Source organism: Ensifer sp. CCNWLY38 (assembly GCF_037120565.1).
Lineage (GTDB): Bacteria > Pseudomonadota > Alphaproteobacteria > Rhizobiales > Rhizobiaceae > Ensifer > Ensifer adhaerens_H.
The window spans coordinates 20,778-38,845 of the sequence record NZ_JBBBBO010000009.1; the positions used below are offsets into that span (position 1 = coordinate 20,778).

Below are 18,068 nucleotides of genomic sequence, written 5' to 3' on the forward strand. Positions count from 1 at the left end.
GGACGCGTAACGCGCCGCCTCACAGGGCTTCAGCGGTTCTGCCGCAAGGCGCTGTCGAACACCGGGTTGAGCTCGGGCAGTTCATCAACCGCTTCGTCGCCGTCGTCGGAGATTTCTTCGAGCCAGCGTCGCCGCGCCGACTTCAATCCACTTCGCAGCCGGGAGAAATCTGGCCGCTCGTGGTGGGATTGCGGAGTGCCGTAGCGGCTCTGTCGGTGCCGAGCGAAAGCGACCCTCGTCTCCGGGTCGGCAAATCGTTCAAACCATTTCGCAAGCGGTACATTGCCGGTCTTGCGCGACCAGCGATCGAGTGCCGCGTCCAGCCGCGCCCTGTCGTGGTCGCGGCAGGCGTCGAGAACATGGCGGAAGGCCGTCTCCTCCGACTGCGCCTTGCGCGAGAGCGCCGCACCGATCCAGGTTTCCAGCCGTCCGAACAGATTGGCGGCGAACTGGATGACAATGGCGACGGCGAGGACAGTGGCCGCCGCCATGCCCCACCAGAGCCAATCGAAGGGTTCCTTTGTCGGCGGAGGAGCGGGTGGCGCGATGGCGACCTTCGTTGTCGGCCCGGCGCCGACCGCCACTTCCGCGCCATCAGCCTCCGCGGTTTCGGTCTTTCCGGTCTGAGGATTGAACCACTCCAATGTGATTGCCGCCAGAGAGAAGGTGCCCGGCTTGGCAAAGACGTAGGTTGCGGTGTCCTTGCGCAGTCCCGCGGCGATCTCGCCGCGCGGCGTGCGTTCCTCCGAGAGTACCGGATCGTGCTGATAAATCTGCACGCCCTCTGGGGCCTTCAAGCTGGGCTCGGGAATCATCATCGGCGCGAGGCCGGCCGCCCGGGTGGTGACCGTGCGCACCAGCGCGTCGCCCGCATGCAGGCCGGCCGGGTCGCGGTCGAATGTCTGCGTGATGGTGATTTCGCCAGCGGTGACGCCGGGCGTGCCGCCGGCACCTCCTGGTACCGCTTCCACGGTAAATTTCAGCCGCGGCACGGTAACCCTACCCTGTGTCGTTTGGCCCGGCACGGCGGCATAGCCAAAGGGGATCACGATCGTCGGCAGGGCGTAATTGCCTGCCGCCTGTGGCGTGATCACATAGGTTTTGCGGATGCCGGAAAAGGCCTCGCCATCGACAGTCTCGTTGAGGTTCAAGCCGCGGTCGTCGGGCATGGTGACCACTGCGCCCCGAAGATCGAACAGCGGAAACTGCGGCGGCGTCAGGAAGTAGTTCGGCACGAAGACGTCGACGTCGATCTCTATTTGCTGCCCGGCATAGATCGTGCCCTTGGTCGCGAGCGTGGCGCGCGCGAAGGGGTTGTCGGCGAGCGCATGGCCCGCAAGCCAGAGCGACAGGCCGACGAGCCAGACCAGCAGCCGAGGCATTCGGGACAAGGCACTCACGGCGTCGCCTCCTTTGCCTCGATCGCGAATTTTCGTGCGAGCAGCTCGGCGGGAGACACCTGGATGTTGCGCATCCACATGTCCGCCGTCTGTGGTCCACCCTGGATCGTCGCCTCAGTGCCTTTCTTGCCCTTTTCGTCGAACTGGACATGGTCGGGGTCCATGCCCGCCTGTTCCTGCTGTGCGTCCTGTTCCTGCTTGTCCTTGTCGGCCTTGAATTTTTCGGCAGCCGCCAGGTTCCTTTTCGCGTCGGGCCAGTCGGGACGGCGTTTCAATGCCTGCTTATAGACGGTAATCGCCTCTTCCGGTTTGTTGAGGTGCATCAGGGCGTTGCCCTGGTTGTAGTAGCTCTCGGCCGTATCGGTTTCGGCAAAGGCGTCGATCGCATCTTGGAAACGGCCGGCCCGGTAGAGCGCCGCCCCGCGCCAGGTGGGATCGGCGAATTTTTCGGCGGCACCCTGGAAGTCGTCTTGCTCGAAGGCGCGGCGGCCCTGCTGGTCCGGCGTCAACCAGAGATCGAGGAAGCGGTTATCGGCCGCCTCCGCCCGCTCGTCGCTCATGAGCAGGCTGATGGCGAGCAGATAGACGGCCCAGCGCACGGTCCAGCCGCGCCGGAACCAGAACAGGCCGAAGACGGCGATCGGGATCGTCAGCCACCAGCCGGCATCGTGCCAGCGGGTCAGCCCCTCGGCGGTCTTCGCGGCAAAGTTGGTCTGGATGCGCCTGACGATCCAGCGCACGTCGGCATCATCAGCTGTCACGGTCGCTACCTCGGCATTAGATGCGGATTGCAACGCCTTGAGGCTGTCGACATCCAGCCTGGAGCGAACATGGCCGCCGGTCGCATCGGTCAGGAACCCGCCGTCGGCCGTCTTCACCGGGCCGCCTTCTACCGTGCCAATGCCGAGCACCATCAGCGCGTTGCGGCCCTGATACTGGCTGAACGCCTGAAATGCTGAACGCTCGACGCCGTCGGTGATGAAGAGGATCGTGCCGGGCACCGTTTCATTGGCCAGGGCTTTCTCGACCTCCTGCAGGGCCTTTGCCGTATCCTTGCCGTCTACCGGCATGATCTGAGGCGAGAGTGCCGCGAGATAGGTCTTGACCAGTGCCGCATCGTCGCTCAGCGGCAGCACCATATGGGCGGAGCCGGCATAGGCGAAGAGCGCCGTGCGCGAACCTTTTCTGAGGTTGAGAATATCCTGGACCTTGAGCTTGGCGCGCTCGAGCCGCGTCGGCGAGATATCCGTCGCGTTCATGGTCGGGTTGAGGTCGATGGCGATCGCCAGCGGCGCGGTGTCCTCGACGAAGGGCGGGCGCTCGCGCTGCCAGGTCGGACCGGCGGCGGCGATGGCCGCAACGGCGATCAGCGCTGCGGTGATGTGCACGGGCTGGAGGCGCCGCTTGCCACCCTTCTCGATCAGCAGGTGATCGAGAAGATGCGGCGCGATCATGCCTTGCCATTGCGAGCGGACATCGCCGCGTCGGCTGACGAGGTAGACGAGCAGGGGGACGGCGAGCAGTGCCAGCAGCCAAAGCGGTCTCAGGAAGTGGAAGTCCGAGATCATGGCGCTGCCTCCTGCCGCCGGCGGCGCTCGGCAAGCGAAGAGAGGAACCACATGATGGCGTGGTAGGCGAGGACGATCAGCAGTGCTGCGCCAAGCGGGTAGTGGAACAGTTCTATCCGCGGCCGCCAGGAAAGTGTCTTCTGGTTCGCCGGTGTCAGTTGATCGAGCAGTTCATAGATGTTCTGCAGGCCCGCCTGGTCCTGGCCGAAGAAGTAGCGGCCCTTCGTCGTCTCGGCGATACCCTGAAGGGTTACCGTATCGAGCTTCTGTTCGCCTTGCGCACTGGGGTCACCAATCCCCACCGTGTGGATCACCACGTTCCGGTCGGCGGCAATGCCGGCGGCCTTGTCCGGCGGCATCTTGCTGGCGGTATCGTTGCCGTCAGTCAAAAGGATGATCACCTTGTCGGGCGCGGTGCTGGCGTCGAACATCTTGATCGCGAGCCCGATCGCGTCGCCGACTGCCGTGCGCGGGCCCGCCATGCCGGGCAAGCTGTCGGCCAGCATCAGCTTGACGGTCTTGTGGTCGAGCGTGAACGGTACCAGCGGATAGGGCGCGTCGCCGAAGGCGATCAGGCCGAGCCGATCGTTCGGTCGCCGGTCGATGAAGTCGGCAACCACCTTATGCACCGCCTCGACGCGGGTCTGCAGATTGCCGGAGGGATCGCGAAAATCCCGCGTGTCCATCGACTGCGAAAGATCGATCGCCAGCATCAGGTCGCGCTGCGGCTCGGTCTTTTCGATCGGCGGCTCGACATATTGCGGCCGCGCCAGCGCCAGCACGATCAGTGCCCAGCAGATGGGCGCAATCGCCTTCTGGCCGAGATTGGTCCTTGGGACGACGGAGCCCTCGGTCGGCCCGAGATTGGCCGCAGCCGTAATGTCCTTGAAGAAGGGTATTCTGACGGCGGCCGATTGCTCGCGGTAGGGCGGAAGCAGCCACCAGACGACGAAGGGCAGCGGCAGAAGGATCAGCGCCCAGGCGTGGTCAAGCACGTACATGGTGCGCCTCGATCCAGTGACGTGCCGCGGCGGCATAGGCCCACGCTTCGGGTTCCGGGACGGCGCAGAGCGCCGCGCTGCCACGATATTCGGCTTCCTCGAAGAAACGCGCCGAGGCGATCGGGAACACCGGGCCGCCGGAATGGGCATCGAGGAAGCCGGTCCATCCCGTGCCATGGAGCCCGGCTATCGTTTCGCGCGGCCAGAGCACCAAGGCGGTGCGCTTCAAGAGGACGGGTAAAGCGACGAGCGCCTCGCCGCGGGTCGCGGACGCGGCGAGGCGTCCCTCGATTTTCTTGAGGTCGGCGAGCGCGTCGCGACGGTAACGATTGGCCTCCCAGCGTCGGTACCAGCGCCAGCATGCGAAGGCGATCAGCAGGAGTATGAAGCAGCCGAGCGCCGCCCAGGCCCACGTCTGCGGCATCATCGAGACGGGCTGAGGCATGGCGATGTCTGCGAGCTGCCGAAGGGTTGCCTCGAGCAACGGGTCTTTCGCAGGGGCGGCCGTCGCCATCGCTATCGCCTCCGTTGCCGGCTGGCGAGTTGGCCGAGCATGGTGCGCAATTGTGGCGCGACCTCCTCGGCGGCGGAAATCGGCAGCATCGGCAGGCCGAGTTCTTCCTGCCAAGCGCGCAGGGCCCGCCCGCGTTTTCTGGCAAAACTGTCGATCGCCTCGCGCACATTGCCATGGCCGAACTGCACTTCGGCCTGAAGCAGGCCGCCGCTGAAGACGATGTCGCCCTTGCGCGGCAGTTCGAGCAGGAAGGGGTCATAAATGAGAACGGAGATCACATCGTTGTGGGCGGAGAGCTTCAACAGCATGTCGCGGGTTTCGAGACTGTAGCCGTCGAAATCGCTGATGACGATGACCAGGTGATCGTGCCGGGCAATGTTGGCGACGGTCGTGAGCACGACGTCGAGCTGCTCCGCGCCATGCGGCGCCTGCGAACCGGCCTGCAGCGCCGCATTGTGGCGCACGATGCTGTCGGCAAAGCGGATCACGGCCTCGCGGCTGCGGTAAGGGCGCACCTCGGTAACCTCTTCGTCGCCGAAGACGAAACCGCCGACACGATCGCCGAGCGCCAGCACGCGCCAGGCCGAGAGTGCGGCGACTTCGGCCGCCGCGACCGACTTCATCGCCCGGCGGCTGCCGAAGAACATATTGATGCGCTGGTCGACGAGGATCAGGGCCGGCCGGTCCTTCTCTTCGTCATAGACACGGACGACCGGCTTTCCGGTGCGTGCCGTCACCCGCCAGTCGATCGCGCGGATGTCGTCGCCCGGGAGATAGTTGCGTAGCTCCTCGAAGGAGAGGCCGCGGCCGCGCATGCGTGATTCATGACGACCGGCGAGCAGTCTCTGGACCGGTGCCTTGCGCAGGAAGGTCAGGTCTCGGGCCATGGCCTCGAGGCCGACGAGCGTGTCGACCGACGTGTAGACGCCGGTCGTATCGACCTGGCGGGGCTTTACGATGCCGCGGGAACGGGCGAGAGCCGGCAGGGATATGGCCATCGGCAAACCTCCATCCTCAGGCGACCGCGACGAGTTCGACGATACGGTCGATCACCTGGTTGGCGGTGGTGCCGCCGGCATGCGCCTCGTAGGAAAGCACCAGCCGGTGGCGAAAGACGTCGTGCACGGTGGCCTGCACATCGTCGGGGGTCACGAAGTCGCGGCCGTTCAACCAGGCGTGGGCCCGCGAAACCTTGTCGAGACCGATGACGCCACGCGGGCTGACGCCGACCTGCAGCCATTTGGCGAGATCCTTGTCGACCTTATCGGGATAGCGGGTCGCCATGACGAGCGCGACGATGTAGTTCTCGATTGCCTCTGAAACGGTGATCGCCGAAATCTCCTGGCGCGCGGTAAACACAGCATCCTGGGCGAGTTTTTCCGTCGCGTGATTGTTGGATTTCGTGTGAATTTCCTCGGAGCGCACGAGCCGCATGATGTCGGCCTCCGACGTTGCGTCGGGGTAATCTACCTGGATGTGCATGAGGAAGCGGTCGAGCTGGGCTTCTGGCAAGGGATAGGTGCCTTCCTGCTCGATCGGATTTTGGGTCGCCATCACCAGGAACAGATCCGGCAGTGTGTGGCTCTTGCCACCGATGGTGACCTGGCGCTCCTCCATCGCTTCGAGCAGGGCCGATTGCACCTTCGCCGGCGCACGGTTCACCTCGTCCGCCAGGATGAGGTTGGCGAAGATGGGGCCTTCCTGAAAGCGAAACTCGCCTTTGCCGCCGTCGGAAAAATAGATCTCCGACCCGGTGATGTCGGCGGGCAGGAGGTCGGGCGTGAACTGGATGCGCGACAGCTCCGCGTCGAGGTTCTTCGCCATGCTCTTGATGGCCCGGGTCTTGGCGAGCCCCGGCAGACCTTCGACGAGCAAGTGGCCGTTGCTGAGCAAGCCCAGCAGCAACCGCTCGATCATGCCCTCCTGGCCGATGATCGCTTCGCCGATGCGCTTGCCAAGTTGCTCGATATCGTCGCGTGCACCCATGAATTCCTGCTCCCTCTGCCTCTCCGGCAGCATCAGTCATCATGAAATTTCGGCAGAGCTTATTGTTAAATCAGGCCAATTGGAAAGAACGTAACAGTAACGAAGACCCCCGCAAGGACCACATTTGGCCGATTTTCATCGTGGCCACGAGGTTTTGTTTGCCATCGTAACGGTTACGTACTTTGGGCCGGCGAGGAATGGCGTTAGCTTGGACCGGTTTGGTAGTCGAACCCGCCACCTTCGGGAGATGGAAGCCGCATGCAAGTGTCGCCGAAGATACCACTTCTCAACGAAACGCCGGCAGCAATCAGCGCGCGCGAGCCGATTTGGATCGAAGGTGGCACCTTCGTCATGGGGTCGGACAAGCACTATCCGGAGGAAGCGCCGGCGCATCCGGTCAAAGTGGACGGCTTCTGGATCGACGTGGCGCCGGTGACCAACCGGCAGTTTGCCGCCTTCGTGGAGGCGACTGGCTACGTCACCGAGGCGGAAAAGACCCCGGACCCTAAGGATTATCCCGGCGCCCTGCCGGAGATGATGCGCGCCGGCTCGGTGATCTTCGATCCGCCGAAACGGATTACCAGCAACAGTCCGTCGCAATGGTGGAACTTCAAGTTCGGTGCCGATTGGCGGCGGCCTTATGGGCGGCAGAGCAACATCCGCGGCAAGCTCGATCATCCGGTCGTCCAGGTCTCCTATTTGGATGCCAAGGCCTATGCGGAATGGGCGGGCAAGGACTTGCCGACGGAGGCGGAATGGGAGTTCGCCGCGAAAGGCGGGCTCGAAGGCGCGGAGTATGCCTGGGGTGACGAACTGGTGCCGGAGGGACGGTTCATGGCGAACACCTGGCATGGCATGTTCCCGACGGAAAATCTCAGACCCGACGGCTTCGAACGGACCTCGCCGGTCGCAAGTTTCCCACCGAACGGCTACGGTCTCTACGACATGATCGGCAATGTCTGGGAATGGACGAGCGACTTCTGGTCGACCAACCATCCGGCGCCGGCGCAAAAGAGCTGCTGTATCCCCTCCAATCCGCGCGGCGGCGACAGGGAAGCAAGCTTCGATCCGAGACAACCGGCGATCCACATCGCCCGCCGGGTGGTGAAAGGCGGCTCGCATCTGTGCGCACCCAACTATTGCCGCCGCTACCGGCCGGCGGCACGCCATGCGCATGAGGAAAACGCGGCGACCACCCATATCGGGTTCCGCTGTATTCGGCGGCCCTGACCCTGCCAGAGGTTTCAAATCGTTCCCGCAAGGAGGATGCGTGATGACGGCAATTGCGATGCGATCCAATTCCACGCCGAGCGGGTACCGCTCGCGGCTCGTTGGTCTCCTGTTTCTGCTTTCCACGGCGTTCGCCGCTCCGGCTGCCGTCGTCGCGGCGGATGCGCCTGCCGACAACCTTCCGTCTTGGAATGATGGCGAGGCGAAGTCGGCCATCGTCGATTTCGTCACGCGCGTGACCAGCGAGAACGGGGCGGACTTCGTGGCGCCGGAGGAACGGATCGCCGTCTTCGACAATGACGGCACGCTCTGGACCGAGCAGCCGAACTATTTCCAGGGCATGTTCGCTATGGATCGCGTCAAGGCTATGGCGCCGGAACACCCGGAGTGGAAGGACAAGGAGCCATTCGCATCGCTGCTCAAGGGCGATATGGCGGGTGTCGCCGCCTCGGGCGAGAAGGGCATCGTCGAACTCGTGATGGCGACCCATGCCGGCATGACGACGGATGCGTTTACCAAGACGGTCAAGGACTGGTTTGCGACCGCCAAACATCCGCGCTTCAACCGTCCCTACAACGAGATCACCTATCTGCCGATGCGTGAGCTGCTCGATTATCTCCGGGCAAACGGTTTCAAGACCTACATCGTCTCCGGCGGCGGCATCGAATTTATGCGGCCGATGACCGAACAGATGTACGGCATCCCGCCCGAACAGGTCGTCGGCAGCAGCATCACGACGAAATATGACCTCGACGGCGATATGCCGGTGCTGACGCGCGAGCCCAAGATCGACTTCATCGACGACGGCCCGGGCAAGCCCGTCGGCATCAACACGTTCATCGGCCGACGGCCGATCTTTGCCGCCGGTAATTCCGACGGCGACTACGAGATGCTGCGCTGGGTTACGGCGGGCTCCGGTCCACGCTTCGGCCTGATCGTGCACCATACGGACGGCGAGCGCGAATGGGCCTATGACCGGCAATCGCCCGTCGGCAAGCTGGACAAGGCGCTGACGGAAGCCGAACAGAGAAATTGGCTGCTGGTCGACATGAAACAGGACTGGCGCAAGATCTATGCTTTCGACAAGTAAGGAGTGGGCAGTCAGCCTCTAGGGCTGGTCGCGATCCTATGCCGATTGACGTTATTTGCGATAGCCGGCCGATTTGGGCGGCCGCGCTCCGGTGACGATGACCTACGGTTCGACGAAGGCGTCCAAACCGAACTGTCATCGATAGGGATCGCCTTGGCGATGCCGGGACCTTCTGAGGCATAAAGCTTGTCGTATCCAAGGACGAACTCGGACGATCATATCGTCGGCGTCAAGGCTATCGGGGCAAAGTTACTGTTACGTACTTCCGAAACGGAGCGTCTGTTGTCACGTTAACCATCGAGGGAGAGGTCCGGTCCGGCTGCCAGTTTTGGTTGAGCGCTCGGCGGGCTGATGTGTCGTCACGGTCCCGGAGAAAGTGATCCTTGAGAAATGGCGCGCCAGCGTGTCGGGCTGGCGGCAATGTCATTGATTGTCGATCAGGCGGGTAGGAAACAATGCCCAACGCGGCCGTACAGCGCGGACTTCTGAAGCTCATGCTGAAGCTTCCGGCATTGCGCGGCCAACTGCAACTGCTGAGTGCCAGGAACCTTTCTCTTTCCAACCTCTGCGAGGCCTATGAAGAGGCGAGCTCCATGCTCGACCGGCAACGTAAGCGCGATCCTCTGGATCATTCGATGATCTCGGAGTATGAATTGATCTGTCGCGAGATCGAAGAAGAGGTAATTTCCATCTGTATCATCGATTCAGGTCGCGAACCTAGTTCATTATGATTAACAAATAGCCTTCTTGGGTTCATACATTTCATGTAAAGCCCGTGAAAATTCTGTGGAATTTTCGAAAGGTTCTTGCTCCGTTTTGAAATCACTCATTTCCTTCGTGAAAATGTTTTGTGATGGCGCAATATTTATCTTTTCGCCACTGCGGCTCTCGTCTAGAGTTCGTCTCGCGTTTGCACTCTCTTTGGGGTTGTGGGCAGTTGGGAGCGCATCATGGAAGCCAGAAATGCGGGTCAAGCAGCTGATTGTGCCGTTGCCGAATGTGACGCACGCCCTGCACTTGATCGTATTCTTGCCGATAGTCAGTTTCATGCGACTGAGCGCCACCGGAAACTCCTGCGCTACCTGGTCGATGAATTCTTCGCTGGCCGCTCGGGGCAGGTCAAAGCCTATACCATCGCGATCGACGTTTTCGGTCGGCCGGCTTCCTTCGATCCGGCAACCGATCCGATCGTGCGCGTCGAAGCCTCGCGCCTGCGCGCTGCGCTGACGCAATATTACGAGACCGTCGGCGATAAGGCGGGGCTTCGCATCGAGCTTCCCAAGGGCAACTACGTTCCGCATTTCGTGGTGAGCGACCGCTCACCGGACCCGTTGCAAATCGCAACGGCTCTCAAGGAGACGGCGCTCGAGCCGGAGGAACTGGCCAACGTCGCTTCCGCCATCGTCCAGCCGAAGCGTCGTCCGTTCGGTCTGATCGCCGTCGCTGTAGGGACCGCGGCAATGGCCGGAGCCTTCTATCTCTCTGTCGTCGAGCGCCTCCCTTGGCAACCGGTGCTTTCTGCCAAGCCAACGATCGTCATCGACGTTCCGGCGGCTGGCGGAACCGGCGGCGAAGAGCAGCGGAGGGCGGGCGACTACCTGGTCCACGCGCTGTCGCAGTTCTCCGCGGTGCGCACTTTGGCGCAAGCGCCGGCGCCGGGCGTCGATGTTGCATCGGTCACCGGCTGGGTCGCGTCGGCACCGCCGGTGAAGCTGCAGGGGAGCAAGGAGTACCGGCTCTCGGTCGCTTACAGCGCTGACGTCAAGCAGCATCAGATCTCGTGGCAGGTTGTCGATGCGCAAAGCAATGAGGCGCTCCGAGCGGGTACGGCGAAAGCCGATATCGACAGCGGTGACGCACGAGCAGTTCAGGAAAAACTGCTGGCTCGGCTCGCCCGATCTCTCGCCGGCGAGGAAGGTGTCATCGTCAGCCTGGAGGCGGCGCGGCAGCTCGTGTCACCGTCGATCGGCTACGGTTGCGTGCTTCTTGCCGATGTCGCGCTGGCGCGGATCGACCCGGAAGGATTGGCTTCGGCACATGCCTGCCTGGAGCAATCGGTGACCTATCAGGCGACAGACCCTGACGTCCTTGCCAGCCTGGCCACGGTGCTGGTGGCGACCGGCGAGGCGAGCGCCTCGCCGACGGTGGCGGCGCGGGCGGTGAAGCTCGCGGATAAGGCCGTAGCTCTCGCACCGCAATCGAGCCAGAGCTACATCGCTCAGATGCAGGCGCGCTTCGCCACCGGCGACACGGAGGCCGCGTTCATGTCCGGTCGCCGCGCCGTTGCGCTCAATCCGCTCGATGATGCCATTCCCGCTCGGCTCGGTCTGCTGCTCTTCGTCAGCGGGCAATATTCGGAGGGCGTGAGTCTTGCGCGGGTGGCGGAAGTGGGCTGCGAATATGTGCACCACGACGCGGCGCTCACGCTGGCGCTCGAAGACTACCGAAACGGCAGATACCGCGAAGCACTGACGCGTGCGCGCCAGCTCGCCAATCCCGCGGACACTGCCGTCAACCTCCTGCGGATGGCGGCGGCAGGTCAGCTCGGCCTGACGAGAGAGGCCACGAGTGCCCTTGACGGCTTACAGCGGAACAAGGCTGGCTCGATGCGGTCGATTGAGAGCGAACTCGCCGCGCGTGGTTATACGCCCGAACTGATCGCGCTTCTCTATGATGGTCTTGGCAAGGCCGGCGTCCGCCTCGCCAGCCTGCACTGATCGCTCGCGAGGCGTGGTTTTCAGTTCTCGGCGGCCACCCGCACGACCAGCTTGCCGAAGTTGCGGCCTTCGAGCAGCCCGATGAAGGCATTCGGGGCGTTCTCGATGCCATCGACAACGTCCTCCTTGTACCGAACCTCGCCGTTGGCGATCCAGCCCGCCATCTCCTGGTAGAAAACCGGACGCTGATCGGCGAATTCGCGCTGGATGAAGCCCCTGATCAGCAGGCTCCTGCTCAGAACCTCCCGCATGACGCCCGGCAGCCTGTCGCCACCAGCTTGCGGACCGCCGGCCTGGTTGTAGTGCGCAATCAGGCCGCAAACGGGCACGCGGGCGAAGTCGTTCAACAGCGGAAACACCGCGTCCCAGACATGGCCGCCGACATTCTCGAAATAGACGTCGATGCCTTTGGGGCACGCGGCGGCGAGTTGCTCGGCGAAATCCGGAGCGCGGTGATCGATCACCGCATCGAAGCCGAGCACGTCGCGAACGAAAGCGCACTTGTCCGCACCGCCCGCGATGCCGACCGCGCGCGCGCCCTTGATGCGGGCGATCTGGCCGACGGCCGAGCCGACGGCGCCGCTTGCGGCGGCCACCACGACTGTCTCGCCCGGCTTCGGCTTGCCGATCGTCAGCAGTCCTGCATAGGCGGTGAAGCCGGGCATGCCCAGAATGCCGAGCGCGGTCGACAGAGGTGCCGCCGACGGATCGAGCTTGCGCAGGTCCGCACCGCGCGACAGCGCATAGCTCTGCCAGCCGGAATGGGAGAGCACGAAATCACCGTCGCTGAAATCCGGGTGGCGCGAGCGCACGACGCGGGCAACCGTGCCGCCCTCCATAACCGCGCCGATCTCCACCGGCTTGGCATAGGACCGGCCGGTGTTCATGCGCCCGCGCATGTAGGGATCGAGCGAGAGGTAGAGGATTTTGAGCAGAACCTCGCCTTCGGCCGGCTCCGGGATTGCCGTCTCGACGATGCGGAAGTCGCTCGGCGTCGGTCGCCCCGATGGCCGGGCGGCCAGCAGAACCTGGGTGTTCGTGCTCATTGTCTTTCCTTCCCTATGCATGGCCGGATCTGCGCCGGGGTGCCATCCGACGGACGCTCGATTAGAGCATGTTGTGGCATGAAACCGAACGGAGGCCTACCGGCGCGTTCGGACGCCAAAATGGCGCCGCGGGCCCGGCCCGAAAGGGCGAGCCCGCGGCAACTCCTGCAAAAGCGTTCGATCAGGCGGCGTCAATCGCCTGCTTGATGTCGGCGATAATATCGTCCGGATGCTCGATGCCGATCGAAAGCCGGACATAACCCGGTGTCACGCCGGTCTTGAGCTGGTCCTCCTCGGTAAGCTGCGAATGCGTCGTCGTCGCCGGATGGATGGCAAGCGAGCGCGCGTCGCCGATATTGGCGACATGGTAGAGCAGCTTCAGCCCGTCGATGAAACGGCGTCCCGCCTCGCGTCCATCCTTCAGTTCGAAGCCGACCAGGGCTCCAAAGTGTCCATTCCGGAGATACTTCTCGGCGCGAGCCTTCGCTTCGCCCTCCTGGAATTTTGGAAAGATTACGCGCGCCACTTTCGGGTGGGTGCGGAGGAACTCGGCCACCTTGATCGCATTCTCGTTGTGCTGGCGGATTCTGAGCGGCAGCGTCTCTAGGCCCTGGATGAACTGGAAGGCGTTCAACGGACTGATGGCGGCGCCGAGGTCGCGCAAGAGAACCGCGCGGGCACGCAGGATGTAGGGATGGAAGGCGATCGCCTCGGCCTTTTCCAGCCAGGTCTTGCCCTGGTAGCTCGGGTCCGGCTCATGCAGGTTCGGGTGCCGCGCCTCATGGTCGTGCCAGGGGAAGTGGCCGCTGTCGATGATCGCGCCGCCGATCGAGGTGCCGTGACCGCCGATATACTTCGTCGTGGAGTAGACGACCACTGCGGCGCCGTGATCGAAGGGGCGGATCGTCAGCGGTGCGGCCGTGTTGTCGACGATCAGCGGAATGCCGAAGCGCCGGCCCACCTCGGCGACCTCGGCAATCGGGAAGACGTCAAGTTTCGGGTTCGGCAGGGACTCGGCATAGTAGGCGCGTGTCCTGTCGTCCGTCGCCCGGGCAAAGCCTTCCGGATCGGCCGCATCGACGAAGCGCACCTCGATGCCGAAGCTTTTGAGCGTCGCGGCAAAGAGCGCCCAGGTTCCGCCATAGAGGCCGGCGGCGCTGACGACGTTGTCGCCGGCACGCGCAAGGTTCAGCAGGGCGAAGGCCGATGCCGCCTGGCCGGAGCCGAGCGCCAGTGCTGCGGCGCCACCTTCGATTTCCGCCAGCCGCTGCTCGAATGCGTCCTGCGTCGGATTGGAGACACGGGTGTATAGATGTCCCGGAGCCTCGAGCGCAAAGAGCTTGTCGGCGCCGTCCGTGCCGGGCAGCTGATAGGAGGTCGTCTGATAGATCGGAACGGCGACGGCGCCGCTTGCCGGATCGAAGCGATAGCTGCCGCCATGAAGCGCCAGCGTTTCCGGATGCAGCCGTCCGCCGGCCTCGCGCAGCCCGGTCGCTGCCTTGATCTCGACTGCAGGTTCTTCCGGCTTTTGATGAATCGTCATGCCATTTCTCCTTGGCTTTCAGGTTGATCGGCGCTGTCCGGTCAATCAGGCGGGGACGGCCGCCTTCTGTTGTTCCAGCAGGTCTGCGTGGTGCGCGGCGGCGACATCGGGATGCGAGCGCAGCCGGGATTTCAGCACGTTGCGGCCGACCTCGTGGAAGAGCGGGTTCTGCGGATCCTGGGTCACACCGCGGACCTCGGCCGCAAGCTCCGGCGGCAGGTCGAGCACCGGGATGGTCGAGGCGAGGTTGGCGCCGAGGAAGAAGGCGACGGAAAGCCGGTCGCCGCCTGCCGGTGGCGTGACCACTCGGTGGATGTTGGCGAGCAGATAGCCGTTCGACGCCAGTTCCAGGAGTTCGCCGACGTTGATGACGAAGGTGCCGCGTTTCGCCGGCGCGTCGATCCAGCCGCCCTTGCCGTCATCGACCTGCAAACCGCCGACCACGTCCTGCAGCAGGATGGTGACGAAGCCACCATCCTTGTGGGCGCCCACCCCCTGATCGCTCTCCGTCTTGTCGCGGCCGGGATAGCGGATGATCTTCAGAAGCTGGTTGGGGCCATCGCGGTAGATCGGCCCGAACACATCGGGCTTCTGGCCGAGCGCTTCGGAGAAAATCTCGATCAGGCGGATGCCGAGCCCGGTGACGGCGTCTATGTAGGCGAGGATCGCCGGCTTCAACTCGGGCAAGGCTTCCGGGAACTGGTTGGGGCCGACCAGCCGCTTCCACGGTGCATCCTCGGGTTTGATCTCAAGGCTCTGGCGCTCGGGGCCGAAATCGACCTGTTCGCGCCAGTCCTGGGTACCGCGGGTATATTCGAGCCCGGCGCGGTTGTAGCCGCGGAAATGCGGTGACTTGCGCATTTCGATTGCCAGCTTGTCATCCTCGGGCAGTGCGAAGAAACGCCGCGAAAGCGAAAGGATACCGTCGATCTCTTCCTGCGGAATCCCGTGGCCTTCGAGATAGAAGAAGCCCACCGAGCGGGCAACGCTGCGCAATTCGTCGAGCGCCTCCGCCCGCTCGGGGTGGCCCGCCGCAAAGCGCGAAAGGTCGAGGACGGGTAGGGTAGGGGTGGTCTGGCTCAAGATGGTCTCCGTTGTTTCGTTAGGCGTGCCGCTGGCTGCCGAAACCCGCGGGTTAAGCGGAGCGGGCAGGGGGCACATCGAAGGGCTTCAGATGAGGCCGGCGGATGCGGCAGCAGCCGCAGTGCCTATTGGCCGCAAGGGGGGTGCTTCGCGACAAAACGCTGGTCGTTGAACGGCGTTGGCTCATGGCATCCCCGCTTGTGTCGAGTGGTTCAAGCCTAACCGGTGGCGCCAATTATTCAATAATATCTATGGAAATTATGGACTAAATTCCGAGCGCCAGGCGAAGCAAACATTCGAACGGGCCGAGGTTCCGGGGAAATTCCGTCCGTCCCCTTCCATCTCACCCTGGCGAGCGCGCCCTCGCGTCGAAACTGAAATATCCGACGGCTGCACGGTGACGCAGCGGCGGAGCCGCAAAGTCGTCACCCTAAGCCGCGTCGTGCACATCGCAGCAGGCGAACTCGCCTGCAGGTGGAAAATGAAAAAGCCCTGTTTTGCTTTTCTGCAAAACAGGGCGTTGTAACGATTGGGTTGATCAGATCATTCCATCGTTCCGGAAGACGGAGGACGATCCTTCGCGACTGCAATTCCGGACGGAGAACGCCCCGAACGTGCTGACCTCAGCAGCGGCCGAGGCTTGGTCGCGTCATCAATTCGTTGGTCAGATGTGCTCGCTTGTCTCCGCATTCCTCTGCCTCCTTGAGCAGCGATGCGAGCGCAAGCTCGAGACAGTATTGCACACCTTCGACATTGAGGGTCTTGGCGGAATCTCGCGCATAGGTGACAAGGCGAGCCAATGCCAGTAGCTCCTTCTCCTTGTCTTCCGGCTCCACCGGTACAGCAAATGAAGATAGCATGATTTTCCCAGCTCCCTGTGGATCTGCCAGATCCAGTTCAGCGTGGCCAATCATAGCGTGACTGCGCGGCAGCGCGCGTGACATGAGCGTGACACACGTTGTATGGGAAAACCACGCGCTTAAGATGAAGCGTCAGGTTGACCGGACAACCTCTTCCACATGCTGGTAGAATTGAATTCCCAGTCTCTCGACACAACCGCTCGTTGGTTCGGCGCGTTGTGCAGTGCGTCGAGCAAAAGCAGCGCATCGATACGTTTCTGATCGACGAATTCGGCGGCAAGCAGGTCTGCGAGATGCGTGCGGTCTGTACACGCGGGAAGGCGCGCGCGGTCGACAATCGCGGCCCAGGTGCGCTCCTTGTAGAAGACGCCGGCTGCCGCGGCGCCGACCGCCGCCACCGCTTCAACAGAAAGCAGCTGGCGATCCGCCAAGCGTCCAAGGGTTACGTCCACATTGACCAGCGGCAAGGTCAGCGGCAGGTATCCAAGCTCAGACGGGCCGTGGATCAGGGCGACATCGGCATCGTCCACTCGCTCGCCCTGCGCATATTGCCGATAGATCTCGCCGATGCCCGTCATGCCGAAGAGAGCGCATTCGGCAGCGCGAAGCGCCCCCATGCTGGCTGCCCCGAAAACCTGAACGCCTTGCGCCAGCGCGTAGAGGATCTCCTTGTGCCAGACCGGGGCGACCTGTTCGAAATTGCCATCGATCAGACCGATAGCCGTTGCACCACGCTCGGTCGCGCGGAGAATGTCGCCCTGGATTGCAGGCGGCTGGAGAGTGATGGCGGCGCCCGCAACGCGGCGCGCGTCCGGCAGGGTCGGCCCGACGAAGACGATCTTCATCCGACCACCAGTGCGCGTGCCAGCGCCCGCTCTCCGAAACGGCGCTTGCGCAGCCCGTCGGGGTTCTCCAGGCCCGGAACGAGAACCTTGACGACAGAGAACGGCACGGCGCATTCTTCGATGAGCGGTACGACCACAACCGAGCGGATACGCGCCTCCTCGAGCCGCTGCATAGCGAAGCGTAGCAGCACGTGCGGTCCGCCCTCGGCGCTTGTAGAGGGCGGCGGTTTCCTTTGCGGGACCGCCTCGAACAGGCGCTGCGTCTCGCCCGGAAGGGGGCGGGTAAATGTCTCGGGAAAGACGTCGTCGCGGGCGCCGCTGATAGAGGTGAGCCTTGACTGGGCGGCCTCCGTCACGGCGCGGATGGCGGCTCTGCGCGCCATCGGGTGCGCACCGTGGCCGATCGTCACGTCGTGGTACCGAGGCTGCCGCGCGGTCAGAATGCCGGCGTCGGCAAGTGTCGCTGCATAACAGGGAACGGCGATGTCGCTGGTCATGTCGAAGAGGCGCAGTTGCAGGCCGCAAGCCGCGATCTGCCGCGCCATCCGGTCGAGGACCGTGTCCTCGAACGATGCAGGATCAATGCACGTCGCGAGCTTTCCGCTTAGCGGCAACAGGCGCCAGAGCGTTTCGGCGTCGCGCTCGATCCGCTCGAGCAAGCCGTGCAGAATGGCTTCGGTCTCGGTGTTGCCGGAGGCAAGGCCATCGGAGGATTGCCAGTACCGGCAGCCCTCGATGGTTCGGTCGAGGGTGGTCGCATGAAGCGGCGCCCATGTGGTGGTTCCGTCTGCGAGGTTGAAGCCGCGAAGCCAGGCGATCGTTTCGTCGTTGCCGAGGTCCGGCTGGCCGGCGGCCACCAATCCTGGAAGCGTCAACGCCCGATCGCCGCTCTCGCATAATGTCCGCCGGGTCGCCAATCTGGTCGGCACGGCGGGTGCGCAGGCAACGGCGCGTTCGATCGCCTCCATGGCGGCCGAAACCTTGGCGTCATTGTCGGTGATGCCTTTTCCTTGATTGATGACGATCGAACGCGCGTTCGGGGATATGGCGCTCCAGACCGGGATCCCGATCTTGTCGAGCCCGGTCAGGCGCGCAAGCCTGCTGACGCCGAATGTCGGCAAAAGCGGCTCGATGCGCCGAAGGGTCTCTTCGGGCGAACAGGCGCGATCGCTGTATGTAATCATA

16 protein-coding genes are annotated in these 18,068 nt (G+C 63.5%); 4 read left to right on the top strand and 12 right to left on the bottom strand.

Annotated features, from left to right (window positions below):
* Positions 1 to 29: 29 nt before the first annotated feature.
* From V7S54_RS19610 to V7S54_RS19635, 6 genes are read right to left on the bottom strand one after another with little or no spacing between them, the layout of a single operon-like run.
* Positions 30 to 1,400, bottom strand: coding sequence for a hypothetical protein (locus V7S54_RS19610; protein WP_336409247.1), 1,371 nt, complete (start codon positions 1,398 to 1,400; stop codon positions 30 to 32).
* Positions 1,397 to 2,968, bottom strand: coding sequence for a VWA domain-containing protein (locus V7S54_RS19615; RefSeq protein WP_065375509.1), 1,572 nt, complete (start codon positions 2,966 to 2,968; stop codon positions 1,397 to 1,399). Before V7S54_RS19615 ends, V7S54_RS19610 begins: the two co-directional genes overlap by 4 nt.
* The gene (locus tag V7S54_RS19620) at positions 2,965 to 3,969 is read right to left on the bottom strand and encodes a vWA domain-containing protein (RefSeq protein ID WP_336409248.1); all 1,005 of its coding nucleotides are present in this window, start codon (positions 3,967 to 3,969) and stop codon (positions 2,965 to 2,967) included. The genes V7S54_RS19615 and V7S54_RS19620 overlap by 4 nt, the downstream gene beginning before the upstream one ends.
* Positions 3,956 to 4,483, bottom strand: coding sequence for a DUF4381 domain-containing protein (locus V7S54_RS19625; protein WP_336409249.1), 528 nt, complete (start codon positions 4,481 to 4,483; stop codon positions 3,956 to 3,958). Before V7S54_RS19625 ends, V7S54_RS19620 begins: the two co-directional genes overlap by 14 nt.
* A gap of 2 nt (positions 4,484 to 4,485) precedes the next feature.
* Entirely contained in the window at positions 4,486 to 5,481 is a 996-nt protein-coding gene (locus tag V7S54_RS19630; RefSeq protein ID WP_336409250.1) for a DUF58 domain-containing protein, read from the bottom strand.
* A gap of 16 nt (positions 5,482 to 5,497) precedes the next feature.
* The gene (locus V7S54_RS19635) at positions 5,498 to 6,469 is read right to left on the bottom strand and encodes an AAA family ATPase (RefSeq protein ID WP_336409251.1); all 972 of its coding nucleotides are present in this window, start codon (positions 6,467 to 6,469) and stop codon (positions 5,498 to 5,500) included.
* A gap of 258 nt (positions 6,470 to 6,727) precedes the next feature.
* Here V7S54_RS19635 and V7S54_RS19640 point away from each other — a divergent pair, with 258 nt between their 5' ends.
* The 4 genes from V7S54_RS19640 (at position 6,728) to V7S54_RS19655 (ending at position 11,506) form a co-directional block, all read left to right on the top strand.
* Complete coding sequence (locus V7S54_RS19640) at positions 6,728 to 7,699, top strand: formylglycine-generating enzyme family protein (protein WP_336409252.1); 972 nt, start codon at positions 6,728 to 6,730, stop codon at positions 7,697 to 7,699.
* 52 nt (positions 7,700 to 7,751) lie between these two features.
* Positions 7,752 to 8,789 (top strand): HAD family hydrolase, encoded by a 1,038-nt coding sequence (locus V7S54_RS19645; RefSeq protein WP_442892578.1) that lies wholly within the window; start codon positions 7,752 to 7,754, stop codon positions 8,787 to 8,789.
* A 455-nt stretch (positions 8,790 to 9,244) separates the two neighbouring features.
* A complete protein-coding gene (locus V7S54_RS19650) occupies positions 9,245 to 9,520 on the top strand; it encodes a hypothetical protein (RefSeq protein WP_065375514.1) in 276 nt (91 codons plus the stop codon).
* A gap of 219 nt (positions 9,521 to 9,739) precedes the next feature.
* Positions 9,740 to 11,506: a tetratricopeptide repeat protein gene (locus V7S54_RS19655; RefSeq protein WP_336409254.1), complete on the top strand. Its 1,767-nt coding sequence runs from the start codon at positions 9,740 to 9,742 to the stop codon at positions 11,504 to 11,506.
* Positions 11,507 to 11,526: 20 nt separating this feature from the next.
* Here V7S54_RS19655 and V7S54_RS19660 read toward each other — a convergent pair whose 3' ends face one another.
* The 6 genes from V7S54_RS19660 to V7S54_RS19685 all read right to left on the bottom strand — a co-directional run bounded on the left by V7S54_RS19660 (position 11,527) and on the right by V7S54_RS19685 (position 18,067).
* Positions 11,527 to 12,552, bottom strand: a complete 1,026-nt coding sequence (locus V7S54_RS19660; protein WP_336409255.1) for an NADP-dependent oxidoreductase — start codon at positions 12,550 to 12,552, stop codon at positions 11,527 to 11,529.
* A 181-nt stretch (positions 12,553 to 12,733) separates the two neighbouring features.
* On the bottom strand, positions 12,734 to 14,095 hold the full coding sequence (locus V7S54_RS19665; protein ID WP_336409256.1) for an O-acetylhomoserine aminocarboxypropyltransferase/cysteine synthase family protein: 1,362 nt from the start codon (positions 14,093 to 14,095) through the stop codon (positions 12,734 to 12,736).
* Positions 14,096 to 14,140: 45 nt separating this feature from the next.
* On the bottom strand, positions 14,141 to 15,178 hold the full coding sequence (locus tag V7S54_RS19670) for an isopenicillin N synthase family dioxygenase (protein WP_442892570.1): 1,038 nt from the start codon (positions 15,176 to 15,178) through the stop codon (positions 14,141 to 14,143).
* Between the two features lie 623 nt (positions 15,179 to 15,801).
* The gene (locus tag V7S54_RS19675) at positions 15,802 to 16,122 is read right to left on the bottom strand and encodes a hypothetical protein (protein WP_336409257.1); all 321 of its coding nucleotides are present in this window, start codon (positions 16,120 to 16,122) and stop codon (positions 15,802 to 15,804) included.
* A 35-nt stretch (positions 16,123 to 16,157) separates the two neighbouring features.
* Positions 16,158 to 16,883 (bottom strand): TfuA-like protein, encoded by a 726-nt coding sequence (locus V7S54_RS19680; protein ID WP_336409258.1) that lies wholly within the window; start codon positions 16,881 to 16,883, stop codon positions 16,158 to 16,160.
* Positions 16,880 to 18,067, bottom strand: coding sequence for a YcaO-like family protein (locus tag V7S54_RS19685; RefSeq protein ID WP_336409259.1), 1,188 nt, complete (start codon positions 18,065 to 18,067; stop codon positions 16,880 to 16,882). The genes V7S54_RS19680 and V7S54_RS19685 overlap by 4 nt, the downstream gene beginning before the upstream one ends.
* Position 18,068 lies beyond the last annotated feature (1 nt).